The organism is Pseudomonas sp. PF05, from assembly GCF_056521845.1.
The window spans coordinates 213,414-237,976 of record NZ_JBWLPW010000006.1 but is presented as its reverse complement, the minus strand read 5'-3'; the positions used below and the strand labels follow the sequence as shown (position 1 = coordinate 237,976).

Sequence of the window (24,563 nt, the reverse complement as noted above, 5' to 3'; positions counted from 1 at the left end):
CGCCACCCAACACTATTGTTGAATACCGCACGTAATTAGGCCGCGGATTCTACCAGACAACATCAATCACGCAAGCTATGACTTGTACCAACCGTCTGCTAGGCTCCCGGCCTCATGCGCGATCCCTGTGGGAGCGGGCTTGCTCGCGAAGGCGGCGTGTCAGGCACGTCATTTCTGCCTGATACTGCGCCTTCGCGAGCAAGCCCGCTCCCCCATTCAGCGCCAGCCTCACCAAATGCCTGTTTATTGAGATTGCCCCGCGTGCCCGACGCCATCCTGCGCCTCGCCCTGCCTTCGCCCCTGCGCCGCCTGTTCGACTATCGCGCCCCGGCCGGGGTCCTGCGCGCCCAGTTGCATCCGGGCATGCGCCTGCGGGTGCCGTTCGGCCGGCGGGAGATGATCGGCATCCTGGTGGAGGTCACCGACCACAGCGAGGTCCCGGTCGACAAGCTCAAACCGGCCCTGGCTCTGCTCGATGCCACGCCACCGCTGCCCGCCGCGCTGTTCAAGTTGTGCCTGTGGACGTCCCAGTATTATCAGCACAGCCTCGGCGACACCCTGAGCTGGGCGCTGCCGGTGCTGCTGCGCCAGGGCGAACCGGCCGAGGCGCGCCAGGAGCGGTTCTGGTCGGTGGCACCCGGCGCCTCGCTGGACGATCCACGCATCGCCCGCGCGCCACGCCAGCGTGAGGCCTTGGCGACCCTGGCCCAACACCCCCACGGCGTGGCTCATCAATTGCTGAGCAAACTGATGCTCAGCAAGGACAGCCTCGACCTGTTGCTGGCCAAGGACCTGGTCCAGGTGGAAGTGCGCAGGCACGCCCCCGGCGCCCGCCATGAACATTGGCTGGCCCAGCCGGAACTGCCGCTCAACGCCGAACAGCAGGCCGCTTGCGAAGCGATTCGCGCAGGTTTCGACAGTTATCACGCCTTTCTGCTGGCAGGTGTCACCGGCAGCGGCAAGACTGAGGTCTACCTGCAACTGATCCGCCAGGCCCTGGAGGCCGGCAAGCAGGCGCTGGTGCTGATTCCGGAAATCAACCTCGGCCCGCAAACCCTGGCGCGCTTCGAACAGCGCTTCAACGCCCGGATCGCCCTGGTGCACTCGGCGGTCAACGACCGCGAACGCCTGGAGGCCTGGCTCGCCGCCCGTGACGGCGAGGCCGATATCATCATCGGCACCCGTTCGGCCCTGTTCACGCCGATGAAGAACCCCGGCCTGATCATCATCGACGAAGAACACGACGGCTCTTATAAACAGCAAGAAGGCCTGCGCTATCACGCCCGCGACCTGGCGCTGGTGCGCGCCCGCCAGGAAAACATCCCGATCGTCCTCGGCTCGGCCACGCCATCGCTGGAAAGCCTGCACAACGCCTACACCGGCCGCTACGGCCTGCTACGCCTCAATGAGCGGGCCGGCGGCGCCAAGCAACCGCGCTTCCTGCGCCTGGACGTGAAAAGTCGCCCGCTGGACAGCGGTATTTCCGGGCCGATGCAGCAAGCCATCGGCCAGACCCTGGCCGCCGGGCAACAGGTCCTGGTGTTCCTCAATCGCCGCGGTTTTGCCCCGACCCTGTTATGCCACGACTGCGGCTGGATGTCCGGCTGCGAACGCTGCGACGCGCGGATGACCGTGCATCAACGCCATGGCGAGTTGCGTTGCCACCATTGCGGCCACGTCGAGCGCGTGCCAAGGCACTGCCCCCAGTGCGGCAAAGTGGACTTGCGCCCGGTCGGCGCCGGCACCGAGCGTGCCGAAGAACGGCTGGGCATTCTGTTTCCCGATTACCCGGTCTTGCGGGTGGATCGCGACAGCACTTCGCGCAAGGATGCGATGAACCAGTTGTTCGCCACGATCCAGAAGGGCCAGCCGTGCATCCTGGTGGGCACGCAGATGCTCGCCAAGGGGCATCACTTCCCACGGGTTACGCTGGTGTCGATCCTCGACGCCGATGGCGGACTGTTTTCCGGTGACTTCCGCGCCAGCGAGCGCATGGCCCAGTTGATCGTCCAGGTCGCAGGCCGGGCCGGGCGGGCCGAGGAGCCGGGCAAAGTGATCATCCAGACCCACCTGGCCGATCATCCATTGCTGATCCAACTGACCGAGCAAGGTTATTTCGCCTTCGCCGAACAGGCCTTGAGCGAACGCCGCAGCGCCGGCCTGCCGCCGTTTGCCCACCTGGCGCTGTTGCGGGCCGAAGCCCACAAGCCGGGGCAGGCCGAAGGCTTTCTCGATGAGGCCTGCAGCGAGGCAGAGCGCTTGCTGGCGCAGCAGAACCTCACCGGCATCGAACTCTTGGGCCCGGTGCCGGCGCCGATGGAACGGCGGGCCGGGCGCTATCGCGCGCAGCTTTTATTACAGGCCAATGCCCGGGCACCGCTGCATCGACTGCTGAACGCCTGGCTGCTGGTGCTGGAACAGATGCCCAGCGGGCGTGCGGTGCGCTGGTCGCTGGATGTGGATCCGGTGGATTTGTATTGAATGGATTGCAAGCCTGGCCTCTGTGGGAGCGAGCTTGCTCGCGATAGCGGTCTGGCATTCAACATCAATGCAAGCTGACCCGCCGCCATCGCGAGCAAGCTCGCACACAGAGGATTGTGTACATCCAGGCCACCAAGAATAGTCACCACACATCCCCAACCAACCCGCTACAGTTGGCAAGCCCGTCTTCGCCACGGATAATGCTCAGTTTTTCCACCAGCGCATCGAAGCGCCGCCGCGCCTGCGGTTGAAAGAGAAGACCATGAAAGACACCATTCGCCAGCTCATCCAGCAAGCCATCGCCCAACTCGTCACTGAAGGTGTGCTGCCAGAAGGCCTGTCGCCGGCAATTCAGGTCGAAAACACTCGCGACAAGACCCACGGCGACTTCGCCAGCAACATCGCGATGATGCTCGCCAAACCGGCCGGCATGAAACCCCGCGACCTGGCGGAAAAAATCATCGCCGCGCTGCCTGCCGACGAGAACGTCACCAAGGCCGAGATCGCCGGGCCGGGGTTCATCAACTTCTTCCAGAACACCCAGGCCCTGGCCTCACGCCTCGACGCAGCCCTGGCCGACGAACGCCTCGGCGTACGCAAGGCGGGCCCGGTGCAGCGCACCGTGGTCGACCTCTCGGCCCCCAACCTGGCCAAGGAAATGCACGTCGGCCACCTGCGCTCGACCATCATTGGCGATGGCGTGGCCCGGGTCCTGGAGTTTCTCGGCGACACCGTGATCCGCCAGAACCACGTCGGCGACTGGGGCACCCAGTTCGGCATGCTGATGGCCTACCTGCAGGAAAACCCCATCACCAGCAATGAGCTGTCGGACCTGGAGAACTTCTACCGCGCCGCCAAGCAACGCTTCGACGAGTCGCCCGAATTCGCCGACCGCGCCCGTGGCCTGGTGGTCAAGCTGCAGGCCGGCGATGCCGAGTGCCTGGCGCTGTGGAGCAAGTTCAAGGACATCTCCCTGTCCCATTGCCAGAAAATCTACGAGCTGCTGAACGTCAAATTGACCATGGCCGACGTGATGGGTGAAAGCGCCTACAACGACGACCTGATCAACGTGGTCAACGATCTCAAGGCCAAGGGCATGCTGGTGGAAAGCAACGGCGCCCAGTGCGTGTTCCTCGACCAGTTCAAGACCGCCGATGGCGAGCCGCTGCCGGTGATCATCGTCAAGGCCGACGGGGGCTACCTCTATGCCACCACCGACCTGGCGGCCGTGCGCTACCGCAACCGCGTGCTCAAGGCCGATCGGGTGCTGTACTTCGTCGACCAGCGCCAGGCCCTGCACTTCCAGCAAGTGTTCGAAGTCGCGCGCCTGGCCGGTTTCGTCACCCATCCGATGGACATGGAGCACATGGGCTTCGGCACCATGAACGGCGCTGACGGCCGCCCGTTCAAGACGCGCGACGGCGGCACGGTGAAGCTGATCGACCTGCTGACCGAAGCCCAGGACCGCGCCTACACCCTGGTCAAGGGCAAGAACCCGGACCTGGCCGAGGACGAACTGCGCAAGATCGCCAAGGTCGTGGGCATCGACGCGGTGAAATACGCCGACCTGTCCAAGCACCGCACCAGCGACTACAGCTTCAACTTCGACCTGATGCTCAACTTCGAAGGCAACACCGCGCCGTACCTGCTGTACGCCTACACCCGCGTGGCGGGAGTGTTCCGCAAGCTCGGCAAAAGCTTCAACGAAGTGGACGGCCAGATTGTGCTCGAGGCCCCTCAGGAACAGGAGCTGGCGGCTAAGCTGGCGCAGTTCGGCGAGGTGCTGAACAACGTCGCCGACAAGGGCACGCCGCACACGCTGTGCGCCTACCTGTACGATGTCGCCGGCCTGTTCTCCAGCTTCTACGAGAACTGCCCGATCCTCAGCGCGCAAACCCCAGGGCAAATGCAGAGCCGCCTGCGCCTCGCCGCGCTGACCGGGCGTACGCTCAAGCAAGGCCTGGAACTGCTGGGCCTGGAAACCCTGGAGCGCATGTAAGTTGGCCGCCAAGAAAAAACCTGCACCCAAACGCGGCGCCAGTCGTTACCAGCCTCCAGCCAAAAAACCGATTCCGGGCTGGTTGTGGATGGCCATCGGCCTGACCGTCGGCGCTTTCATTGTGTTTCTGATGAAGCTGGAGCCGGGCCAGGGCGATGACGTCAAGCGCGTGCGGCAAGAGCAGCAGAAAGCCACGCGGATCGCCGAGGCCAACAAGACCCCGCCGAGCCCGACGCAACCGGTGAAGCCGAAGTACGACTTCTACACCTTGCTGCCGGAATCGGAAGTCATCGTGCCGCCCGAGGCCGTGCCGGAGAAAACCCTGCCGACACCGCAAGTACCGCAGGTACCCGCCACGCCAGTGACCCCGGCCGAAGCGGCGAAGATCGATACCGCTCGCGCCCAGGCAGCCCTGGCCGGCATCACGCCGCCACCGGCCCCGCCGGTGCAGAAAGCCGCGCCGGTGACGAAGTTCTTCCTGCAGGCCGGTTCGTTCCGCAAGGAAGCCGACGCCGACAAGGTCCGGGCGCAGATCATTCTGCTGGGCCAATCCGTGTCGGTGGAGTCCGGCACCGTGAAGGACGAAACCTGGTACCGAGTACTGGTCGGCCCGTTCAGCAACCGCGAGGAACTGACCAAGGCCCAGAAACAGCTGGCCGGCAGCGGGTTCAGCAATTTGTTGTTACAACAACGCCAGAGCCGCTGATTTCCGCCGAGGACAGGCTTTTGTGGCCGCTGGGTTTGTAGGCGCTGTCGAGCGCAGCGAGGCTGCGATCTTTTGATCTTTTGATCTTTTGATCTTTTGATCTTTCGCTTGGGACTCAATTGGCTGGGGAAAGATCGCAGCCTCGCTGCGCTCGACAGCTCCTACGTGACTCGCACCACTCGTCCCCCGCAGTTGAAAAACCCCACGCCACCCCCATATGAGTTCCATCCGGGCATTTTCGCCCCGCTGCGTGGAGACTCTCCCTTGACCACCATCGTTTCAGTCCGCCGTCATGGCAAAGTCGTCATGGGCGGCGACGGCCAGGTTTCACTGGGCAACACCGTGATGAAAGGCAACGCGAAGAAAGTCCGCCGCCTGTATCACGGCCAGGTCATCGCCGGCTTTGCCGGGGCCACTGCCGACGCCTTCACCTTGTTCGAACGTTTCGAAGGCCAGCTTGAGAAACACCAGGGCCACCTGGTCCGTGCCGCCGTGGAACTGGCCAAGGAATGGCGCACCGACCGCTCCCTGAGCCGCCTCGAAGCCATGCTCGCGGTCGCCAACAAGGACGCGTCCCTGATCATCACCGGCAACGGCGACGTCGTTGAGCCCGAAGACGGCCTGATCGCCATGGGTTCCGGCGGTGCCTATGCCCAGGCTGCGGCCAGCGCCCTGCTGAAAAAAACCGACCTGTCGGCCCGTGAGATCGTCGAGACTGCCTTGGGCATTGCCGGCGATATCTGTGTCTTCACCAACCACACCCAGACCATTGAGGAGCAGGACCTCGCGGAATAAGCCTGTCCAGGCGACCCACGCCACGGCCCGTTCCTGCTTGAGGACCACCTATTATTATGTCCATGACTCCCCGCGAAATCGTCCACGAACTCAACCGCCATATCATCGGCCAGGACGATGCCAAGCGCGCCGTCGCCATCGCCCTGCGTAACCGCTGGCGCCGGATGCAACTGCCCGAAGAACTGCGCGTCGAAGTGACCCCCAAGAACATCCTGATGATCGGCCCGACCGGCGTCGGTAAAACCGAGATCGCCCGTCGCCTGGCCAAACTCGCCAACGCGCCGTTCATCAAGGTCGAAGCCACCAAGTTCACCGAAGTCGGCTATGTCGGTCGCGACGTCGAGTCGATCATTCGTGACCTGGCCGATGCCGCCATCAAGTTGCTGCGCGAACAGGAAATCACCAAGGTCCGCCACCGCGCCGAAGACGCCGCCGAAGAGCGCATCCTCGACGCCCTGCTGCCACCGGCGCGCATGGGTTTCAACGCCGACGCCGCCGCGACCCAGGATTCCAACACCCGCCAGCTGTTCCGCAAGCGCCTGCGCGAAGGCCAGCTGGACGACAAGGAAATCGAGATCGAAGTGGCCGAAATGGCCGGTGTCGACATTTCCGCGCCGCCAGGCATGGAAGAGATGACCAACCAGTTGCAGAGCCTGTTCGCCAACATGGGCAAGGGCAAGAAGAAAAACCGCAAGCTCAAGGTCAAGGAAGCGCTGAAACTGGTGCGCGACGAAGAAGCCAGCCGCCTGGTCAACGAAGAAGAGTTGAAGGCCAAGGCGCTGGAGGCGGTCGAGCAACACGGCATCGTGTTCATCGACGAAATCGACAAGGTCGCCAAGCGCGGCAATGTCGGCGGTGCCGATGTGTCCCGCGAAGGTGTGCAACGCGACCTGCTGCCGCTGATCGAAGGCTGCACGGTCAACACCAAGCTGGGCATGGTCAAGACCGACCACATCCTGTTCATCGCCTCCGGTGCGTTCCACCTGAGCAAGCCGAGCGACCTGGTGCCGGAGTTGCAGGGTCGCCTGCCGATCCGTGTCGAACTCAAGGCACTGACGCCGGAAGACTTCGAACGCATCCTCAGCGAGCCCCACGCGTCCCTGACCGAACAGTATTGCGCGCTGCTCAAGACCGAAGGCCTGAGCATCGAGTTCACGCCAGAAGGCATCAAGCGCCTGGCCCAGATCGCTTGGCAGGTCAACGAGAAGACCGAGAACATCGGCGCCCGTCGCCTGCACACGCTGCTCGAACGCCTGCTCGAGGAAGTCTCGTTCAGCGCCGGCGACCTGGCCAGCGCCCACAACGAAACGCCGATCCTCATCGACGCCGAGTACGTCAACAGCCACCTGGGTGAGCTGGCGCAGAACGAAGACCTGTCGCGGTATATCCTGTAAGCCACACCCAATGTGAGCGAGCTTCTGTGGCGAGGGAGCTTGCTCCCGCTGGGCTCTGTAGGAGCTGTCGAGTGCAACGAGGCTGCGATCCTTCCACCGCCAATTGAGTCTGGCGTGAAGATCAAGATCAAAAGATCGCAGGCTTCGCCAGCTCCTACATCGTCCAGCGGGAGCAAGCTCCCTCGCCACATATCGTGCATGCAAGGCTTCAAGAGACTGACGACCCCATGACCAAACTCCCCACCGCCATCAACTTGCACAAAGCCTCCAGGACCCTGACGCTCAAATACGCGCCGGACGAGGAGTATCACCTGCCCGCCGAATTCCTGCGGGTGCACTCGCCTTCGGCCGAGGTCCAGGGCCATGGCAAACCCATCCTGCAATACGGCAAGCTCAACGTTGCCCTGACCAAGGTCGAACCGGCCGGCCAGTACGCACTGAAATTGACCTTCGACGACGGCCACGACAGCGGGCTGTTCACCTGGGACTATCTCTACCAGTTGGCGGTGCGCCAGGAAGACTTGTGGAACGATTATCTTGGCGAACTCAAGGCCGCCGGAAAAACCCGCGATCCGAACGAGTCCGTCGTCAAGCTGATGCTCTAATTCAAGGGCTGGCGCTTTAGGGCGAATTTTCTAGACTCATCTGCTTGAATGCCCGCGCGGCAACGTCAATGACTGGCCTGCTTGCGAAAAAAATTAAACTCGGGTAACCAATGGAGCTGGCAAGTTACCTGCAGAGGAACTGCCGAGTTCCTGGCACACGCTTCCTCATTGGCCCCTCGATGCGGAATTAATGGTCACCCGAGCAGCGTACCTGGTATTGGCTGTGTGGCTTCATGGCACGATCCGGGTACTCGTCTGAAGGACAATGGAGCGTCGTAGATGAGCAACAAGAACAACGATGACCTGAAGTATCAAGCCTCGGAAAATACCCTGGGGTTGAATCCCGTCGTCGGCTTGCGCAGAAAAGATCTGCTGGCCTCTGCCCGCATGGTGCTGACCCAGGCCATCAAGCAACCGCTGCACAGCGTCAAGCACGTCGCCCATTTCGGCGTCGAACTCAAGAATGTCCTGTTCGGCAGATCCGAACTGCAACCGGCCGGCGACGACCGTCGCTTCGCCGACCCGGCGTGGAGCCAGAACCCCCTCTACAAACGCTACCTGCAAACCTACCTGGCGTGGCGCAAGGAGCTGCACGCCTGGATCGACGACAGCAACCTCTCGCCCGCGGACATCAGCCGTGGCCATTTCGTGATCAATCTGATGACCGAAGCCATGGCCCCGACCAACTCGGCGGCCAACCCGGCGGCGGTCAAGCGCTTCTTCGAAACTGGCGGCAAGAGCCTGCTCGATGGCCTCTCCCACCTGGCCAAGGACCTGGTGCACAACGGCGGGATGCCGAGCCAGGTCAACATGGGCGCGTTCGAGGTCGGCAAGAGCCTGGGCGTGACCGAAGGTGCCGTGGTGTTTCGCAACGACGTGCTGGAGCTGATCCAGTACCGGCCCATCACCGAGCAGGTCCACGAGCGACCGCTGCTGGTGGTGCCGCCACAGATCAACAAGTTCTACGTATTCGACCTGAGCCCGGACAAGAGCCTGGCGCGCTTCTGCCTGCGCGGCAACGTGCAGACCTTCATCGTCAGTTGGCGCAACCCCACCAAGGAGCAGCGCGAGTGGGGCCTGTCGACCTACATCGAGGCGCTCAAGGAAGCGGTGGACGTGGTCACGGCCATCACCGGCAGCAAGGACGTGAACATGCTCGGCGCCTGCTCGGGCGGCATCACCTGCACCGCGCTGCTGGGCCATTACGCCGCCCTCGGCGAGAAAAAGGTCAATGCCCTGACCCTGCTGGTCAGCGTGCTCGACACCACCCTGGACACCGACGTGGCGTTGTTCGTCGACGAGCAGACCCTGGAAGCGGCCAAGCGCCACTCCTACCAGGCCGGTGTACTCGAAGGTCGCGACATGGCCAAGGTGTTCGCCTGGATGCGCCCCAACGACTTGATCTGGAACTACTGGGTCAACAACTACCTGTTGGGCAACGAGCCACCCGTGTTCGACATCCTGTTCTGGAACAACGACACCACGCGGCTACCGGCAGCGTTCCACGGCGACCTCATCGAAATGTTCAAGAACAACCCACTGATCCGCCCCAACGCACTGGAAGTGTGCGGCACGCCCATCGACCTCAAGCAGGTCACCGCCGACATCTTCTCCCTGGCCGGCACCAACGACCACATCACGCCGTGGAAGTCCTGCTACAAGTCGGCGCAGCTGTTCGGCGGCAAGGTCGAGTTCGTGCTCTCGAGCAGCGGCCATATCCAGAGCATCCTCAACCCGCCAGGCAACCCCAAGTCACGCTACATGACCAGTGACGACATGCCGGCCAAGGCCGAGGACTGGCAGGAGAACTCAACCAAGCACACCGACTCCTGGTGGTTGCATTGGCAGGCCTGGCAGGCCGAACGCTCGGGCAAACTGAAAAAAGCCCCGACCGTGCTGGGCAACAAGGCCTACCCGGCCGGTGAAGCGGCGCCCGGCACTTATGTGCATGAGCGGTAATGGATGCAACTCGTCTGCTGCGGGGGTGGGCTTGCTCACGAATACATCCCGCCAGCCGACACTGAATGCAAGGCCCACAGCGCTGGGGAACATACAACTCATGTTCACAGCAGATCCCATGTGGGAGCGAGCTTGTTCACGATGACGGCGGTACATTCAACACCTGTATGTGCTGACACATCGCAATCGCGAGCAAGCTCGCTCCCACAGGGGGTAGGGGAAAAATGAAAGACAGCGACCCAACCCACAGGGCTTGAAGCATGCCGCAACCGTACATCTTCCGTACCGTCGATCTGGATGGCCAGACCTTGCGCACCGCGGTACGTCCCGGCAAGCCTCACTTGACGCCGCTGCTGATTTTCAACGGCATCGGCGCCAACCTCGAGCTGGTGTTCCCGTTCATCCAGGCCCTGGACCCGGACTTGGAAGTCATCGCCTTTGACGTTCCCGGCGTCGGTGGTTCATCGACGCCCAACCGGCCGTATCGCTTTCCTGGCCTGGCCAAACTCACCGCGCGGATGCTCGATTACCTGGACTACGGGCAGGTCAACGTGATCGGCGTGTCCTGGGGGGGCGCCCTGGCCCAGCAGTTCGCCTATGACTACCCCGAGCGCTGCAAGAAGCTGGTACTGGCGGCCACGGCGGCCGGGGCGGTGATGGTGCCGGGCAAACCGAAGGTGCTGTGGATGATGGCCAGCCCCCGGCGCTACGTTCAACCGTCCCATGTGATGCGTATCGCCCCGCTGATCTACGGCGGTTCGTTCCGTCGCGATCCGAGCCTGGCGGCCAGCCATGCGGCCAAGGTTCGTTCGGCGGGCAAGCTCGGTTATTACTGGCAACTGTTCGCAGGCCTGGGCTGGACCAGCATCCATTGGCTGCACAAGATCCACCAGCCGACCCTGGTGCTGGCCGGCGACGACGACCCGCTGATCCCGCTGATCAACATGCGCATGCTGGCCTGGCGCATTCCCAACGCCCAATTGCACATCATCGATGACGGCCATCTGTTCCTGATCACCCGGGCCGAGGCAGTGGCGCCGATCATCATGAAATTCCTGGAGGAAGAACGTCAGCGTGCAGTGATGCATCCGCATCCCTCGCCGCTGGGCGGCGGCTGAAACCGCCCATTTGCGCCTGGCAGGACGCCGGACCGCGCAGCGACCCGAAACAGCGACTATGTTGTCTGGTTCGGTGTGTTTGTTTTTTGCCTGATGACGAAGGAGTTGACTCATGCGCGACAAACCGGCGAAGGGTTCCATGCCCGCCCCTGCCAGCTTCATCAACGTACAAAGTGCGGTCACCGGCCTGCGTGGCAGGGACCTGCTGTCCACCTTGCGCAGCGTTGCCGTACACGGCTTGCGCAACCCGGTGCACAGTGCCCGGCATGCGTTGAAGCTGGGCGGTCAACTGGGTCGCGTGCTGCTGGGCGAGACCCTGCACCCCACCAACCCCAACGACCAGCGTTTCGCCGACCCCACCTGGCAGCTCAATCCGTTCTACCGCCGCAGCCTGCAGGCCTACCTGAGCTGGCAGAAACAGGTGACGAGCTGGATCGACGAAAGCACCATGAGCCAGGATGACCGCGCCCGCGCCCACTTCGCCTTCGCCCTGCTCAACGACGCCGTTTCGCCGTCCAATACCTTGCTCAACCCGCTGGCGGTCAAGGAACTGTTCAACTCCGGCGGCACCAGCCTGGTTCGAGGCCTCAGCCACCTGGTGGACGACCTGCTGCACAACGACGGGTTGCCGCGACAAACCACACCCCATGCCTTTGAAGTCGGCAAGACCCTGGCGACCACCCCCGGCGCGGTGGTGTTTCGCAACGAATTGCTCGAGCTGATCCAGTACCGGTCCATGAGTGAAAAGCAATACGCCAAGCCGTTGCTGATCGTGCCGCCGCAGATCAACAAGTTCTACATTTTCGACCTGAGCCCTTCCAACAGCTTCGTCCAGTACGCCCTGAAAAACGGCTTGCAGGTCTTTATCATCAGCTGGCGCAACCCTGACATACGCCACCGCGAATGGGGCCTGTCCAGCTACGTCGAGGCCGTGGAAGAAGCCATGAACGTCTGCCGGGCGATCACCGGCGCCCGCGAGGTCAACCTGATGGGTGCCTGCGCCGGGGGCATGACCATCGCCGCCCTGCAAGGCCACCTGCAGGCCAAGCGCCAGCTACGCCGGGTCGCCAGTGCCACCTACCTGGTGAGCCTGCTGGACAGCCAGATCGATAGCCAGGCCACGCTGTTCATCGACGAGCAGACCCTCGAAGCCGCCAAGCGCCGCTCCTACCAGAAAGGCATCCTCGATGGCCGCGACCTGGCCCGGGTGTTCGCCTGGATGCGCCCCAACGATCTGATCTGGACCTACTTCATCAACAACTACCTGCTGGGCAAGGAGCCACCGGCCTTCGACATCCTCTACTGGAACAACGACTGCACCCGCCTGTCGGCTGCTTACCACGGCGACCTGCTGGACTTCTTCAAGCACAACCCACTGACCCATCCCGGCGGCCTGGAAGTGTGCGGCACACCCATCGACCTGCAGAAAGTGACAGTGGACAGTTTCAGTGTGGGCGGCATCAATGACCACATCACGCCGTGGGACGCGGTGTATCGCTCGACGCTGCTGCTCGGTGGCGAAAAACGCTTCGTGCTTTCCAACAGCGGCCATGTCCAGAGCATCCTCAACCCGCCGGGCAACCCCAAGGCCAACTACATCGAAAGCGCAAAAATGAGCAGCGACCCACGGGCCTGGTACCACGACGCCAAGCACGTCGATGGCAGTTGGTGGACCCAATGGCTGGGCTGGATCCAGGAACGTTCCGGCGCCCAGCACGAAACCCAGATGACCTTGGGCAACGCGAACTACCCGCCCCTGGACGCAGCTCCCGGCACCTATGTTCGCGTGCGCTGAAAGCCTTACCCCACGGCCAGGCGATTGGCCGTGGCACGACTTGATCATTAAGAAGACCGGATGAAAACCCGCGACCGCATCCTTGAATGTGCCCTGCAGTTGTTCAACGAAAAGGGCGAACCGAACGTCTCCACCATGGAAGTTGCCAACGAAATGGGCATCAGCCCGGGCAACCTCTATTACCACTTTCATGGCAAGGAACCGCTGATCCTCGGGCTGTTCGAGCGATTCCAGGGCGAACTGGCACCGCTGCTGGACCCTCCGTCAGACGTGCAGTTGGCGCCGGAAGACTACTGGCTGTTCCTGCACTTGATCGTCGAGCGCCTGGCCCAGTACCGCTTTCTCTTCCAGGACCTGTCGAACCTGGCCGGGCGCCTGCCGAAGCTCGCCAAGGGCATCCGCCAGTTGCTCAATGCCCTGAAGCGTACCCTCGCCTCACTGCTGGCGCAGCTCAAGGCCCAGGGGTTGCTGGTCAGCGACACCCAGGCCCTGGGTCAGTTGGTGGAGCAGATCACCATGACCTTGCTGTTCTCCCTGGACTACCAGCGGATCCTGGACCGCGAAGGCGAGGTGCGGCTGGTGGTCTACCAGATCATGATGCTGGTGGCCCCACACCTGCCGCCCGCGACCAAGGTAGCGACTGAGCAACTGGCGTTGCGCTACCTGGAAGAACACGAGTAACCACCGGCAGTGGCAGATCCATTGTGAGCGAGCCTTGCTCCCACAAGGCTCGCTCCCACAGGTTGACCTGCGTACAAACAAAAACGCCCGACCTTCACAGGCCGGGCGTTTTTGCATGTCCCGCAGAATCAGGACTGGGTGGTAGGCGTCGTTGGAGCCGACGCTGGAGTTGGCGTGGCGACCGGGGTCGGAGCAGCGGCAGAGTTCGCCGTGCTCATCGGGGCCGTTGGTTTGGCGGCCGCGGTCGGCGCCTTCGGTGCAGCGGCTTTCGGCGCGGCCGGTTTTTTCACGGCCGGTTTTTTCGCCGCAGCGGGTTTGGCCGCCGCTTTTACCGCAGGCTTGGCGGCGGGCTTGGCTGCCGGTTTGGCTGCCGCCTTAGCCGCGGGTTTGGCCGCAGGCTTGGCTGCCGCTTTGGCCGCAGGTTTAGCCGCTACCGGTTTGGCCGCCGCCTTGGCAGCAGGCTTGGCCGCAGCAGTTTTAGCCGCAGGCTTGGCCGCTGCTTTCGCCGCAGGTTTGGCAGCGGGTTTTGCCGCAGCCTTGACCAGTGGCTTGGCCGCCGTTTTAGCGGCCGGCTTGGCCGCTGCAGTCTTGGTCGCCACCGGTGCGACTTTGGCGCCGGTGAGTTTTTCGATCTGCTTGGTCAGGGTGTCGACCTTGCTGTGCAGTGCCTTGACTTCATTACGGCTCGGCACACCCAGGCGCGAGATCGCACTGTTCAGGCGCTTGTCGAAAGCCCCTTCCAGTTCGTCCCATTTGCCCAGTGCCCGATCCTTCACGCCGCCGATTCGCGACTTGGCGGACTCGGCAGAGTCCTTGGCTGCATCGACTTGTTTGCCGACTGCCGTCTTGGTGAGTTTTTCGGCCTTTTCGCCGTCCTTAACCAGGGACTCGAAGAGCTTGCTGCCGTCAGTGTCGATCTTCGAGTACACGCCTAAACCAGCAAGCCAGATTTTGCGGGAATACTTTTCAATCTTCCCGGCCCACGAGCTGCCCTCTTTTTCTGTGATTTTTTTGCCAGCCATCCCGTTCTCCTTAATGTTTACGCGCGACACGTTCGAGCAATGCTGTCAGCTCATCGAGCTTAGCAGAGAGTGTCTCAACGTCATGTTTAGACGGAATGCCGATACGATTCAAGGCACTTGCAACACGGGCATCGAATACCTTCTCGACTTTATCGAGTTGTACTTCAACCCGGGCCTTGAAAGTATTGACGTCGCTCTTGGCTTCAATCAATTCGCTGTTGGCCGCTTCAAGTTTCCCGGCAATTTTCTTTTTGCCTTTGGTTTCAATAACTTCACCAGCCTTTACCAGCTCCTGGAAGTACTCGCTGCCTTCCTGGCCAACCTTCGTGTAGGCGCCCAGGCCAGCCAGCCAGATCTTGCGCGCGTACGTTTTCACGTCGCCGAGCGTGGAAGATTCAACGTCGGTTTTTTTCTTCAGAATAACTTTGGCCATGGTGCACCTCACTCGAAAAAGGTTTGAGGAACTGCCCGCACATGGACGGGCTCAGGCACAAAGTAGTGACAATAATTAGAAAGGGCACCCTAACAACTGACACAAACTGGATAGCGAGTGGCCTCATGTGGGAGCGGGCTTGCTCGCGAATGCGGTGGGTCATTCACTATTGATGTTGACTGGTCCAACGCTTTCGCGAGCAAGCCCGCGCCCACAGAGTTTGGGGGTGAACTTGAGTGCTGCATCCTCCTTTCGATCAATCAGGCCAACGCCTTATCCAACGCCTTTTCGATTTCCGTCTTGATCGTGCCGCTCATGGCCGACATCAACATGCCCAGCTCCACGTCGACGCGGATCGAGTCATCGCCCACATGCACCTCGCCCTTGACCCCGGAACGCTTGAGTTTCAGGGTGTCGCCCACCCACTGCGGCTCCAGGCCATAGCTGTCGGACAACTTCTGCGCCAGCTTGTCGGCTTTCTCTCGTGCCGCTTCCTTGCCCAGGCCATGGGCACGCTCAACAGTTATACGGGCCATCGGGTAACTCCTGCTCTATCGGGACTTGCCTGAACGTTTCAGACCCTGGCTGCGTCAAAACGTCCCGGCGGTAGCCCATCTTACCTTCAGCCTTGCCAAGACAAAGCCCTCCACCGGGATTAGAATGTCCCGCATTCTTTTTTGGTGACCGCGATATGACTGATCAGCGCAAAGGCAGCGATGCCGAACCCACCACTCACTTCGGCTTCAAGAACGTGCCGGAAAGCCAGAAAGCGGAAAAAGTCGCTGAGGTTTTCCACTCCGTCGCCGCCAAGTATGACTTGATGAACGACCTGCTCTCGGGCGGCATGCACCGCCTGTGGAAGCGTTTCGCGATCGAACTGTCGGGCGTGCGCAGCGGCAATCGCGTGCTGGACATCGCCGGCGGCACGGGCGACCTGACGAAGAAGTTTTCCCACATCGTCGGGCCGACCGGCCAGGTGGTCCTGGCCGACATCAACGAATCCATGCTCAAGGTCGGTCGCGACCGCCTGCTGGACCTGGGTGTGGCCGGCAATGTCGAGTTCGTCCAGGCCGACGCTGAAAAGCTGCCGTTCCCCGACAACCATTTCGACTGCGTGACCATCGCCTTCGGCCTGCGCAACGTCACCCACAAGGAAGATGCCCTGCGCTCGATGCTGCGAGTGCTAAAGCCCGGTGGCCGCCTGCTGGTGCTGGAATTCTCCAAGCCGACCAACGCGCTGATGTCCAAGGCCTATGACGCCTACTCGTTCGCCTTCATGCCGCTGATGGGCAAGCTGATCACCAACGACTCGGAAAGCTATCGCTACCTGGCCGAATCGATCCGCATGCACCCGAACCAGGAAACCCTGAAGTCGATGATGGTCGAGGCCGGTTTCGACCGAGTGACCTACCACAACATGACCGCAGGCATCGTCGCCCTGCACCGCGGTATCAAGCCCTGATGCTGCTCACCGGCCTGCTCGCCAGCGTCGAACTCGGCCTCAACCGGATGCTGCGCCTGGACAGCACGGCGCTCGCGCGCCTGGCGCGCTTGAGCGGCCGCGTGATCGCCGTCGACTGCCGCAGCCCGGCGTTGCGGTTGTTCATCCTGCCCAGCGACGAAGGCCTGATGCTCGCCGCGCACTGGGAAGCCGAGGCCGACTGCACGCTGCGCGCCCCGGCGTCGAGCCTGCTGAACCTGGCCCTGGGCAAGGACAAGACCGCGGTGCTGCATAGCCCCGACGTGGAGCTGGACGGCGACAGCGGCGTACTGCTGGAGCTGGCGGCGATTCTCCAGGACCTGGAGCTGGACTGGGAATACGAAGTGTCCCGCTGGATCGGTCCGGTGGCGACCCAATTGCTCAGCGGCCATTTGCGCAGCCGCAGCCGCTGGTATCGCCAGGGGTTCGCCAGCCTGGGGCAGAATCTGAGTGAATACCTGGCCGAAGAATCGCGTACCCTCGTAGGCCAACGCGAAGCGCAAGCCCGTTTTGATGAACTGGACCGGGTCAAACTTGACCTGGAACGTCTCGAGGCGCGTTTCGAGCGCCTTTCCCGATCCCTTGAAACCAAGCGATAACGCATGAAGCTGCTTGCCGTCCGCCGTTTGTTGCGCATCCAGCGCGTCGTGATCCGCTACCGCCTCGATGACCTGCTGTTCGCCCTGCCGCTGCCCTGGTTTCTCCTGGCCCTGCGCTTCGTGCTGCCGTGGCGCTGGTTCCCCCGGCGCCCCCTGGACCTGAGTCGCGGTGCACGCCTGCGTCTGGCCTTGCAGGACCTGGGGCCGATCTTCATCAAGTTCGGGCAGATCCTTTCGACCCGTCGCGACCTGTTGCCCGAAGACATCGCCGATGAACTGATGCGGTTGCAAGACCGCGTGCCGCCGTTCGATTCCAAGGTATCGGTGGCGCTGATCGAGGAACAACTGGGCAAGAAGATCGGCGAAGTCTTCAGCCGTTTCGATGTCGAGCCCCTGGCTTCGGCCTCCGTCGCCCAGGTTCACGCCGCCCAGCTCAAGAGCGGCGAAGAAGTGGTGGTCAAGGTCATCCGCCCGGGCCTCAAGCCGATCATCGCCCAGGACCTGGCGTGGCTGTTCATCCTCGCTCGTGCCGCCGAGCGGTTGTCGGCCGATGCCCGCCTGCTGCACCCGGTGGACGTGGTCCAGGACTACGAAAAAACCATCTACGACGAACTCGACCTGCTGCGCGAGGCGGCCAACGCCAGCCAGTTGCGTCGCAACTTCGAAGGTTCGCCGCTGCTGTATGTACCGCAAGTCTATTGGGACTGGTGCCGGCCGAAAGTATTGGTGATGGAGCGCATCTACGGCATCCAGGTCACCGACCTGGCGACCCTGGCCGACCAGCGTACCGACATGAAGATGCTCGCTGAACGCGGCGTGGAAATCTTCTTCACCCAGGTGTTTCGCGACAGCTTCTTCCACGCCGACATGCACCCGGGCAACATCTTCGTCAGCACGGTGCAGCCGTGGAGCCCGCAATACATTGCCATCGACTGCGGCATCGTCGGCAGCCTGACCCCCGAAGACCAGGACTACCTGGCGCGCAACCTGTTCGCCTTTTTCAAGCGTGACTACCGTCGCGTCGCCCAGTTGCACATCGATTCGGGCTGGGTGCCGGCCGAGACCAAGCTCAACGAATTCGAAGCGGCGATCCGTACCGTGTGCGAACCGATCTTCGAAAAACCATTAAAAGATATTTCCTTCGGCCAGGTGCTGATGCGCCTGTTCCAGACTGCACGACGCTTCAACATGGAAGTCCAGCCACAGTTGGTGCTGTTGCAGAAAACACTGTTGAACATCGAAGGTCTCGGCCGCCAGTTGTACCCGGACCTCGACCTGTGGAACACCGCCCAGCCGTTCCTCGAACGCTGGATGCGCGAGCGTGTCAGCCCCAAAACCTTGCTGGGCAACGTGCAGAGCCAGTTCGAGCAGCTCCCGCACCTGGCCAACATGACCCGCGACCTGCTCGAACGCATGTCCCAACCCCACGCCCACGACCCGGCGCCCCCATGGCACCGCCGCAAGGACGACTGGCTGTTGCGCCTGCTGGGCGCCGCTCACCTGGGAGGCGGCGCGGTGCTGGCGACCGGTGGGCCGCTGAGCCAAATGGGTCACTGGCCCGCCGGTATCATGATGGTGGTCGGTCTGTATCTGGTCGTTCGCCGATAGCCAGCACCGGTTCACGCTGGCACACTGTTTCAACGCTGGGCCCGCCGTCCTCAGGTGCGCGGCCCATGGTCGGAGTCAAAGATGAAAAACTGGCAGGACGAGATCAAATGGGACGCTGACGGCCTGGTGCCGGCCATCGCCCAGGACCACAAGACCGGGCGCGTATTGATGATGGCCTGGATGAACCGCGAGGCGTTGGCCCTGACCGCCGCCGAGAACCGCGCCATTTATTGGTCACGTTCGCGTGGCAAGCTGTGGCGCAAAGGTGAAGAGTCCGGGCATGTCCAACACCTGCATGAGATGCGCCTGGACTGCGACGGCGACGTCATCATCCTGATGGTCGAGCAAGTCGGTGAGATTGCCTGCCACACCGGCCGTCAAAGCTGCTTCTATCGCGTCTTCGAGAACGGCGACTGGAAAACCGTCGACCCGGTGCTCAAGGACCCGCATGCCATTTATTCAGGACATACCCATGAGTGACACCCTGACCCGCCTGGCCCAGGTGCTGGAAGAGCGCAAGGGCGCCGCGGCCGACAGTTCCTATGTCGCCAGCCTGTACCACAAGGGCTTGAACAAGATTCTGGAGAAAGTCGGCGAAGAGTCGGTCGAGACCATCATCGCCGCCAAGGACGCCGCCATCAGCGGCGATTGCAGCGACGTGATCTACGAGACCGCCGACCTGTGGTTCCACAGCCTGGTCATGCTGGCCCAACTGGGGCAGCATCCGCAGGCCGTACTGGATGAACTGGACCGTCGCTTCGGTCTGTCCGGGCACGTCGAGAAAGCCTCGCGCCCGTCTGCCTGATCAACTTTTGAGAGGAATAGTCCCATGGGTATTTTTGACTGGAAACACTGGATCGTCATCCTGGTCGTCGTGGTGTTGGTATTCGGTACCAAGAAACTGAAAAACCTTGGCACCGATGTTGGCGAATCGATCAAGGGCTTTCGCAAAGCCATGAACGATGACGAAAAACCGACCGATCCGACGGCGGCTCCTGGCCAACCGGCGCAGCCGACCCAACCGGTACACCCCCAGGCCGCCCAGCCTGTGAATGCGCCGCACACCATCGACGTGCAGGCCCAGAAAGTCGAAGAGCCCGCCCGCAAAGACTCGTGAGCACTGACTAATGTTTGGGATCAGCTTCACTGAACTGCTGCTCGTCGGCCTCGTCGCCCTGCTGGTACTGGGCCCCGAGCGTCTGCCGGGTGCTGCGCGCACCGCCGGTCTGTGGATCGGGCGCCTGAAGCGCAGCTTCAATGCGATCAAACAGGAAGTTGAACGTGAAATCGGTGCCGACGACATCCGTCGGCAACTTCACAACGAACATATTCTGTCCCTGGAGCAAGAAGCGCGGAAAATCTTCACGCCGACCCAACAGGAACCGACGCCGGTCCAACCTGCGGTCGAGCCGACGATTGCGCCACAGGTGCCGGTGGATGACCCGGCGCCCGTGGTGGCCGAGCCTGCCAAACCGGTGGAACCCGCCCCGACGGCGACAACGCCAGAAGTGCCCAACGACCCTACATTGCCGTCGCGAGCCCCATGAGCAATATCCCAGAGAACGACCAGCCGATGCCGCTGGTATCGCACCTTACCGAGTTGCGCACCCGCCTGCTGCGTTGCGTCGCGGCGATTTTCATCATCTTCGCCGGGTTGTTTGCCTTCACCCAGCAGATCTACACCTTCGTCTCCACACCGCTGCGCCAGTACCTGCCGGAAGGCGCAACGATGATCGCCACAGACGTGTCGTCACCGTTCCTGACGCCGCTCAAGCTGACGATGATGGTCTCGCTGTTCCTGGCGATCCCGGTGATCCTGCACCAGATCTGGGGCTTCATCGCGCCAGGCCTGTACAAGCATGAAAAACGCATCGCCGTGCCGCTGCTGATGTCCAGCATCCTGCTGTTCTACACCGGCATGGCCTTCGCCTATTACCTGGTGTTCCCGCTGATCTTCAAGTTCTTCGCCGCCGCAACCCCGGCGGGCGTAGAGATGATGACCGACATCACCAGTTACCTGGATTTCGTCATGACGCTGTTCTTCGCCTTCGGCGTGGCGTTCGAAATCCCCGTGGCGGTGGTGCTGCTGGTGTGGATCGGCGTGGTTGACGTGAGCTACCTGAAGAAGGTCCGCCCCTACGTGATCATCGGCTGCTTCGTGGTCGGCATGATCCTGACCCCGCCGGACATCTTCTCCCAGACCCTGCTGGCCGTGCCGATGTGGTTGCTGTTCGAGATCGGCATCCTGTTCGGTGGCCTGGTGCGCAAGCGCCGGGAAGAAGAGCCCGAGGAACAGCCAGCCGATGACCACAACGACCAGCCGCCAGCGACCCAAGCGTGAACCTGCTGCTGCTCGAAGAGGCCGACTTCATCGGGCCTGACCGCGTGATCCTGGGTGATCGCCGGTTGACCCACATGCAGGAAGTCCATCGCTGCGCGGTCGGTGACAGCCTGCGGGTCGGGCGCATCGGTGGGTTGATGGGCACGGCCCAGGTGCTGCGCCTGGAAGCCCGCGAGGCCGAACTGCAAGTGACTCTCGACCAGCCGGCACCGGCCAAGTTGCCGCTGACGCTGGTGTTGGCACTGCCGCGTCCGAAAATGCTCCGAAGGGTGTTCCAGACCATTGCCACCATGGGCGTGCCACGCGTGGTGCTGGTCAACAGTTATCGCGTGGAAAAGAGCTTTTGGCAGACGCCATTCCTTGAGCCCGAGGCCATCCGCGAGCAACTGATCCTGGGCCTGGAACAAGCCCGGGACAGCGTACTGCCAGAAATCATCATCGAAAAACGCTTCAAACCCTTCGTCGAAGACCGCCTGCCGGCCATGACCGACGGCACCTTGGGCCTGGTCGGTCACCCCGGCAACTACCCGCCCTGCCCTCGCGCACTGACCGAACCGGTGACATTGGCCATCGGCCCGGAAGGCGGCTGGATTCCATACGAGATCGACCTGCTGGCCAAGGCCGGCCTGCAACCGGTGCAGCTGGGCGAGCGGATCCTGCGGGTCGAGACGGCGGTTGCAGCGCTGCTTTCGCGGTTGTTCTGAGAGGTATCGCTGCTTTCCCCTCGCCACAAACAACCCACTTCGAGATTCCTGAGCTCATTTCTACAGATCCCGCCCAAGCCGCCGATATAGTCCCCATAAAACCAATACAACGCTCCAAAGGAGTATCAGCATGGTCCGGTGGCTTGCCCAAGGCTTGGGAAACGTAAGCGTTAATCGCAAACTCGGCGCAGGCTTCGGCCTGGTGCTATTCCTCACCTTGATGATTGCATTCACCGGTTGGTCCGGCCTGGGCAATGTCATCAGTCGGGGTGACAAACTGGGGTTCATTGCCAGTCTCAACGACTTGAGCAAAGACTTGAACCTGGCCAGCATCGACTACAGCACCACGCGGGGCGAGAAAGGGCCACAACAGGTCAACGACCTGCTGGCCAAGCTCGAAGAGGGCCTGCAGACTGCTCGCCAATTGATCGAACAACCGGCCGATGTGGCGCTGATCGATGCGCAACTGGCCGCCGTCGCCGAATACAAAAGCGCCTTCGCCCTGATGACCAGCGCCACCGTCAGCCGCGAAGACGCCCGCAGCAAGCTCGGCGCCAGCGCCGACAACGCCGTGGCCCACGTCGCCAAGGTGGAAAAAGCCTCGCTGCAAAGCGGTGATATAACCCAGTTCAACAGTGTGGTGGCCCTGAGCAAGGCGATCCAACAGGCGCGCTATCAGGTTCGCGGCTACACCTACAGCGGAAAAAGCGAGGCCCAGCAGCCGGCCATCGATGCTATCACCGATGTCCTGAAGCTACTGGCACGCTTGCCGGCCCAGCTACCCGAGGAACACGCCGATACCCTCCAACAAGCCAGCGACTCGATGAACGTCTATCGCGCGGCGGTCAGCCAGTTCCGCGACTCCCAGTTGGATAACGGTGCAGCACTGCAACGAATGAGTGAGCAAGGCAAGGTACTGATCGACTCCAGCCAGAAGCTCACCGTATCCCAGACGGCCGTGCGTGACCATGATACCGGCCAGGCCAAGTCTGTCCTGATCGCCGCCGCCGCCCTGGCGCTGCTGTTTGGCGTGATCGCTGCCCTGTTCATCACCCGGCAGATCGTCGGTCCACTCGGCGAAACCTTGAAGGTCGCCGAGCGCGTGGCCGCCGGCGACCTGACCCACAATCTCACCTCAGAACGCCGCGACGAACTCGGCCAATTGCAACGCGCCATGCAAAGCATGACCGTGGGCCTGCGGCAATTGATCGGTGGCATAGGCGAAGGTGTTACCCAGATCGCCAGCGCCGCCGAACAACTCTCGGCCGTGACCGAGCAGACCAGCGCCGGGGTCAACAGCCAAAAAGTGGAAACCGATCAGGTGGCCACCGCCATGCATGAAATGACCGCTACGGTGCAAGAAGTCGCCCGCAACGCCGAGGAAGCCTCCGAAGCCGCCGTCGCCGCCGATCAGCAGGCGCGCGAAGGTGAAAAAGTGGTCGGCGAAGCCATCGCCCAGATCGAACGCCTGGCCCTCGAAGTGGGCAACTCCACCGCCGCGATGGGCGACCTGAAGCGTGAAAGCGACAAGATCGGCAGCGTGCTCGACGTGATCAAGTCCGTGGCCCAGCAAACCAACCTGCTGGCCCTCAACGCCGCCATCGAAGCGGCCCGCGCAGGGGAAGCCGGACGTGGCTTTGCGGTCGTGGCCGATGAGGTTCGCAGCCTGGCGCAGCGCACCCAGAAGTCCACTGAAGAAATCGAAGAGCTGATCGTCGGCCTGCAATCGGGCACCCAGCAGGTCGCGACCATCATGGACAATAGTCGCAACCTGACCGACAACAGCGTCGAGCTGACCCGCCGCGCCGGGGGCTCGTTGGAGAACATCACCCGTACGGTTTCGGCGATCCAGTCGATGAACCAGCAGATCGCGGCGGCAGCCGAGCAGCAGAGCGCAGTGGCTGAGGAGATCAACCGTAGTGTGCTGAATGTGCGTGATGTGTCGGAGCAGACGGCGTCGTCCAGTGAAGAGACTGCGGCCTCCAGTGCTGAGCTGGCGCGGTTGGGGGTGCATTTGCAGACGTTGGTGGGGCGGTTTCGGGTTTGATTTGGGTATTGGTTTCGTGGGTATATCCGTTATTTAGGTAACGGCTACTTAGGGTTCCGCTCTTACAGCGGCTCACTTTTGAGAAGCGCAAAAGTAAGCAAAACGCTTCTGCCCCACCACTTGGTGCCTCGCCTAGGCTCGGCATGCCCTCACTCCGGTATTGCTCCGTGGGCCGCCGCGAAGGGCCATCCATGGCCCAGCGCGGCTAACCCGGCATCCATGCCGGGTTGCCCACTGCGCAATGCCTGCGTTCGGCCATCGTGGTTAACGGGGCGCCCGAGATCAACGTCCACCACGAGGCGGCCTAGTAGCCGACCTGGTTCTTGATGGGGACCGCGTTCCTCCTGTGGGAGCGGGCTTGCTCGCGAAAGCGGTGGGTCAGTTTGCATCAGTATTGGATGTGCCGCCGTCTTCGCGAGCAAGCCCGCTCCCACATTAATTGGCTCGGAGTACGACCGGGAGAACCAAGCCGGCTGTCAGGCCGCCTCGCGAGCGAGCTTTGCTCCCACAGATCTGACGGGTGTATGACCGGGAGAGCCAGGTCGGCTACCAGGCCGCCTCGTCGTGGATGTTGATCTTGGCGCCCCGTTAACCACGCTGGCCGAACGCAGGCATTGTGGAGTGGGCATCCCGGCATGGATGCCGGGATAGCCGCGCTGGGCCATGGATGGCCCTTCGCGGCGGGCCCACGGAGCAATGCCGGAGTGAGGGCACACCGAGCCTAGGCGAGGTGCCAAGTGGTGGGGCATAAAGCGTTTTGCTTACTTTTGCGCTTCTCAAAAGTGAGCCGCTGTAA

At 62.3% G+C, this 24,563-nt stretch carries 22 protein-coding genes and 1 pseudogene; 20 read left to right on the top strand and 3 right to left on the bottom strand.

Annotated features, from left to right (window positions below):
- The first annotated feature begins 261 nt into the window (after positions 1–261).
- The 10 genes from AC09SL_RS12925 to AC09SL_RS12880 all read left to right on the top strand — a co-directional run bounded on the left by AC09SL_RS12925 (position 262) and on the right by AC09SL_RS12880 (position 13,533).
- Positions 262–2,481, top strand: coding sequence for a primosomal protein N' (locus AC09SL_RS12925; protein WP_058542647.1), 2,220 nt, complete (start codon positions 262–264; stop codon positions 2,479–2,481).
- Positions 2,482–2,743: 262 nt separating this feature from the next.
- Entirely contained in the window at positions 2,744–4,480 is a 1,737-nt protein-coding gene (gene argS, locus AC09SL_RS12920) for an arginine--tRNA ligase (RefSeq protein WP_058542646.1), read from the top strand.
- Position 4,481: 1 nt separating this feature from the next.
- Positions 4,482–5,186: an SPOR domain-containing protein gene (locus tag AC09SL_RS12915; RefSeq protein ID WP_064106960.1), complete on the top strand. Its 705-nt coding sequence runs from the start codon at positions 4,482–4,484 to the stop codon at positions 5,184–5,186.
- Between the two features lie 264 nt (positions 5,187–5,450).
- A complete protein-coding gene (gene hslV, locus AC09SL_RS12910) occupies positions 5,451–5,981 on the top strand; it encodes an ATP-dependent protease subunit HslV (protein WP_003186641.1) in 531 nt (176 codons plus the stop codon).
- A 56-nt stretch (positions 5,982–6,037) separates the two neighbouring features.
- Complete coding sequence (gene hslU / locus AC09SL_RS12905) at positions 6,038–7,375, top strand: ATP-dependent protease ATPase subunit HslU (protein ID WP_058543901.1); 1,338 nt, start codon at positions 6,038–6,040, stop codon at positions 7,373–7,375.
- A 227-nt stretch (positions 7,376–7,602) separates the two neighbouring features.
- On the top strand, positions 7,603–7,980 hold the full coding sequence (locus tag AC09SL_RS12900; protein WP_018606686.1) for a gamma-butyrobetaine hydroxylase family protein: 378 nt from the start codon (positions 7,603–7,605) through the stop codon (positions 7,978–7,980).
- Positions 7,981–8,259: 279 nt separating this feature from the next.
- On the top strand, positions 8,260–9,939 hold the full coding sequence (gene phaC, locus AC09SL_RS12895; RefSeq protein ID WP_058543902.1) for a class II poly(R)-hydroxyalkanoic acid synthase: 1,680 nt from the start codon (positions 8,260–8,262) through the stop codon (positions 9,937–9,939).
- 260 nt (positions 9,940–10,199) lie between these two features.
- On the top strand, positions 10,200–11,057 hold the full coding sequence (phaZ, locus tag AC09SL_RS12890; RefSeq protein ID WP_003186648.1) for a poly(3-hydroxyalkanoate) depolymerase: 858 nt from the start codon (positions 10,200–10,202) through the stop codon (positions 11,055–11,057).
- 112 nt (positions 11,058–11,169) lie between these two features.
- On the top strand, positions 11,170–12,852 hold the full coding sequence (gene phaC / locus AC09SL_RS12885) for a class II poly(R)-hydroxyalkanoic acid synthase (RefSeq protein ID WP_058543903.1): 1,683 nt from the start codon (positions 11,170–11,172) through the stop codon (positions 12,850–12,852).
- Positions 12,853–12,912: 60 nt separating this feature from the next.
- The gene (locus AC09SL_RS12880; RefSeq protein WP_058543904.1) at positions 12,913–13,533 is read left to right on the top strand and encodes a TetR/AcrR family transcriptional regulator; all 621 of its coding nucleotides are present in this window, start codon (positions 12,913–12,915) and stop codon (positions 13,531–13,533) included.
- 128 nt (positions 13,534–13,661) lie between these two features.
- On the opposite strand, the gene AC09SL_RS12875 is transcribed toward AC09SL_RS12880, so the two are convergent.
- The 3 genes from AC09SL_RS12875 to AC09SL_RS12865 all read right to left on the bottom strand — a co-directional run bounded on the left by AC09SL_RS12875 (position 13,662) and on the right by AC09SL_RS12865 (position 15,524).
- The gene (locus tag AC09SL_RS12875; protein WP_064106961.1) at positions 13,662–14,555 is read right to left on the bottom strand and encodes a phasin family protein; all 894 of its coding nucleotides are present in this window, start codon (positions 14,553–14,555) and stop codon (positions 13,662–13,664) included.
- A 10-nt stretch (positions 14,556–14,565) separates the two neighbouring features.
- Positions 14,566–14,988 (bottom strand): phasin family protein, encoded by a 423-nt coding sequence (locus AC09SL_RS12870; RefSeq protein ID WP_058543905.1) that lies wholly within the window; start codon positions 14,986–14,988, stop codon positions 14,566–14,568.
- 260 nt (positions 14,989–15,248) lie between these two features.
- Positions 15,249–15,524, bottom strand: coding sequence for a polyhydroxyalkanoic acid system family protein (locus AC09SL_RS12865; protein ID WP_058543906.1), 276 nt, complete (start codon positions 15,522–15,524; stop codon positions 15,249–15,251).
- Between the two features lie 155 nt (positions 15,525–15,679).
- On the opposite strand from AC09SL_RS12865, the gene ubiE reads away from it, so the two are divergent.
- The 10 genes and pseudogenes from ubiE to AC09SL_RS12815 all read left to right on the top strand — a co-directional run bounded on the left by ubiE (position 15,680) and on the right by AC09SL_RS12815 (position 23,767).
- Positions 15,680–16,450 carry a bifunctional demethylmenaquinone methyltransferase/2-methoxy-6-polyprenyl-1,4-benzoquinol methylase UbiE gene (gene ubiE / locus AC09SL_RS12860; protein WP_003196937.1) on the top strand — a complete coding sequence of 257 codons (771 nt, stop codon included), beginning with the start codon at positions 15,680–15,682 and terminating at the stop codon, positions 16,448–16,450.
- A pseudogene (locus tag AC09SL_RS12855) lies at positions 16,450–17,074 on the top strand (ubiquinone biosynthesis accessory factor UbiJ). The gene ubiE and the pseudogene AC09SL_RS12855 overlap by 1 nt, the downstream one beginning before the upstream one ends.
- Positions 17,071–18,675: a ubiquinone biosynthesis regulatory protein kinase UbiB gene (gene ubiB, locus AC09SL_RS12850; RefSeq protein WP_058543907.1), complete on the top strand. Its 1,605-nt coding sequence runs from the start codon at positions 17,071–17,073 to the stop codon at positions 18,673–18,675. The pseudogene AC09SL_RS12855 and the gene ubiB overlap by 4 nt, the downstream one beginning before the upstream one ends.
- Positions 18,676–18,756: 81 nt before the next feature.
- Positions 18,757–19,155: a phosphoribosyl-AMP cyclohydrolase gene (gene hisI / locus AC09SL_RS12845; RefSeq protein WP_003196931.1), complete on the top strand. Its 399-nt coding sequence runs from the start codon at positions 18,757–18,759 to the stop codon at positions 19,153–19,155.
- Positions 19,148–19,480: a phosphoribosyl-ATP diphosphatase gene (locus AC09SL_RS12840; protein WP_003186671.1), complete on the top strand. Its 333-nt coding sequence runs from the start codon at positions 19,148–19,150 to the stop codon at positions 19,478–19,480. Before hisI ends, AC09SL_RS12840 begins: the two co-directional genes overlap by 8 nt.
- 24 nt (positions 19,481–19,504) lie before the next feature.
- Entirely contained in the window at positions 19,505–19,792 is a 288-nt protein-coding gene (locus AC09SL_RS12835; RefSeq protein WP_058543908.1) for a twin-arginine translocase TatA/TatE family subunit, read from the top strand.
- Positions 19,793–19,802: 10 nt separating this feature from the next.
- Entirely contained in the window at positions 19,803–20,222 is a 420-nt protein-coding gene (gene tatB, locus AC09SL_RS12830; protein ID WP_058543909.1) for a Sec-independent protein translocase protein TatB, read from the top strand.
- On the top strand, positions 20,219–21,016 hold the full coding sequence (tatC, locus tag AC09SL_RS12825; protein ID WP_058543910.1) for a twin-arginine translocase subunit TatC: 798 nt from the start codon (positions 20,219–20,221) through the stop codon (positions 21,014–21,016). Before tatB ends, tatC begins: the two co-directional genes overlap by 4 nt.
- Positions 21,013–21,720 carry a 16S rRNA (uracil(1498)-N(3))-methyltransferase gene (locus AC09SL_RS12820; protein ID WP_058543911.1) on the top strand — a complete coding sequence of 236 codons (708 nt, stop codon included), beginning with the start codon at positions 21,013–21,015 and terminating at the stop codon, positions 21,718–21,720. The genes tatC and AC09SL_RS12820 overlap by 4 nt, the downstream gene beginning before the upstream one ends.
- 130 nt (positions 21,721–21,850) lie before the next feature.
- Positions 21,851–23,767, top strand: a complete 1,917-nt coding sequence (locus AC09SL_RS12815) for a methyl-accepting chemotaxis protein (protein ID WP_058543912.1) — start codon at positions 21,851–21,853, stop codon at positions 23,765–23,767.
- The last annotated feature ends 796 nt before the right edge of the window (positions 23,768–24,563 follow it).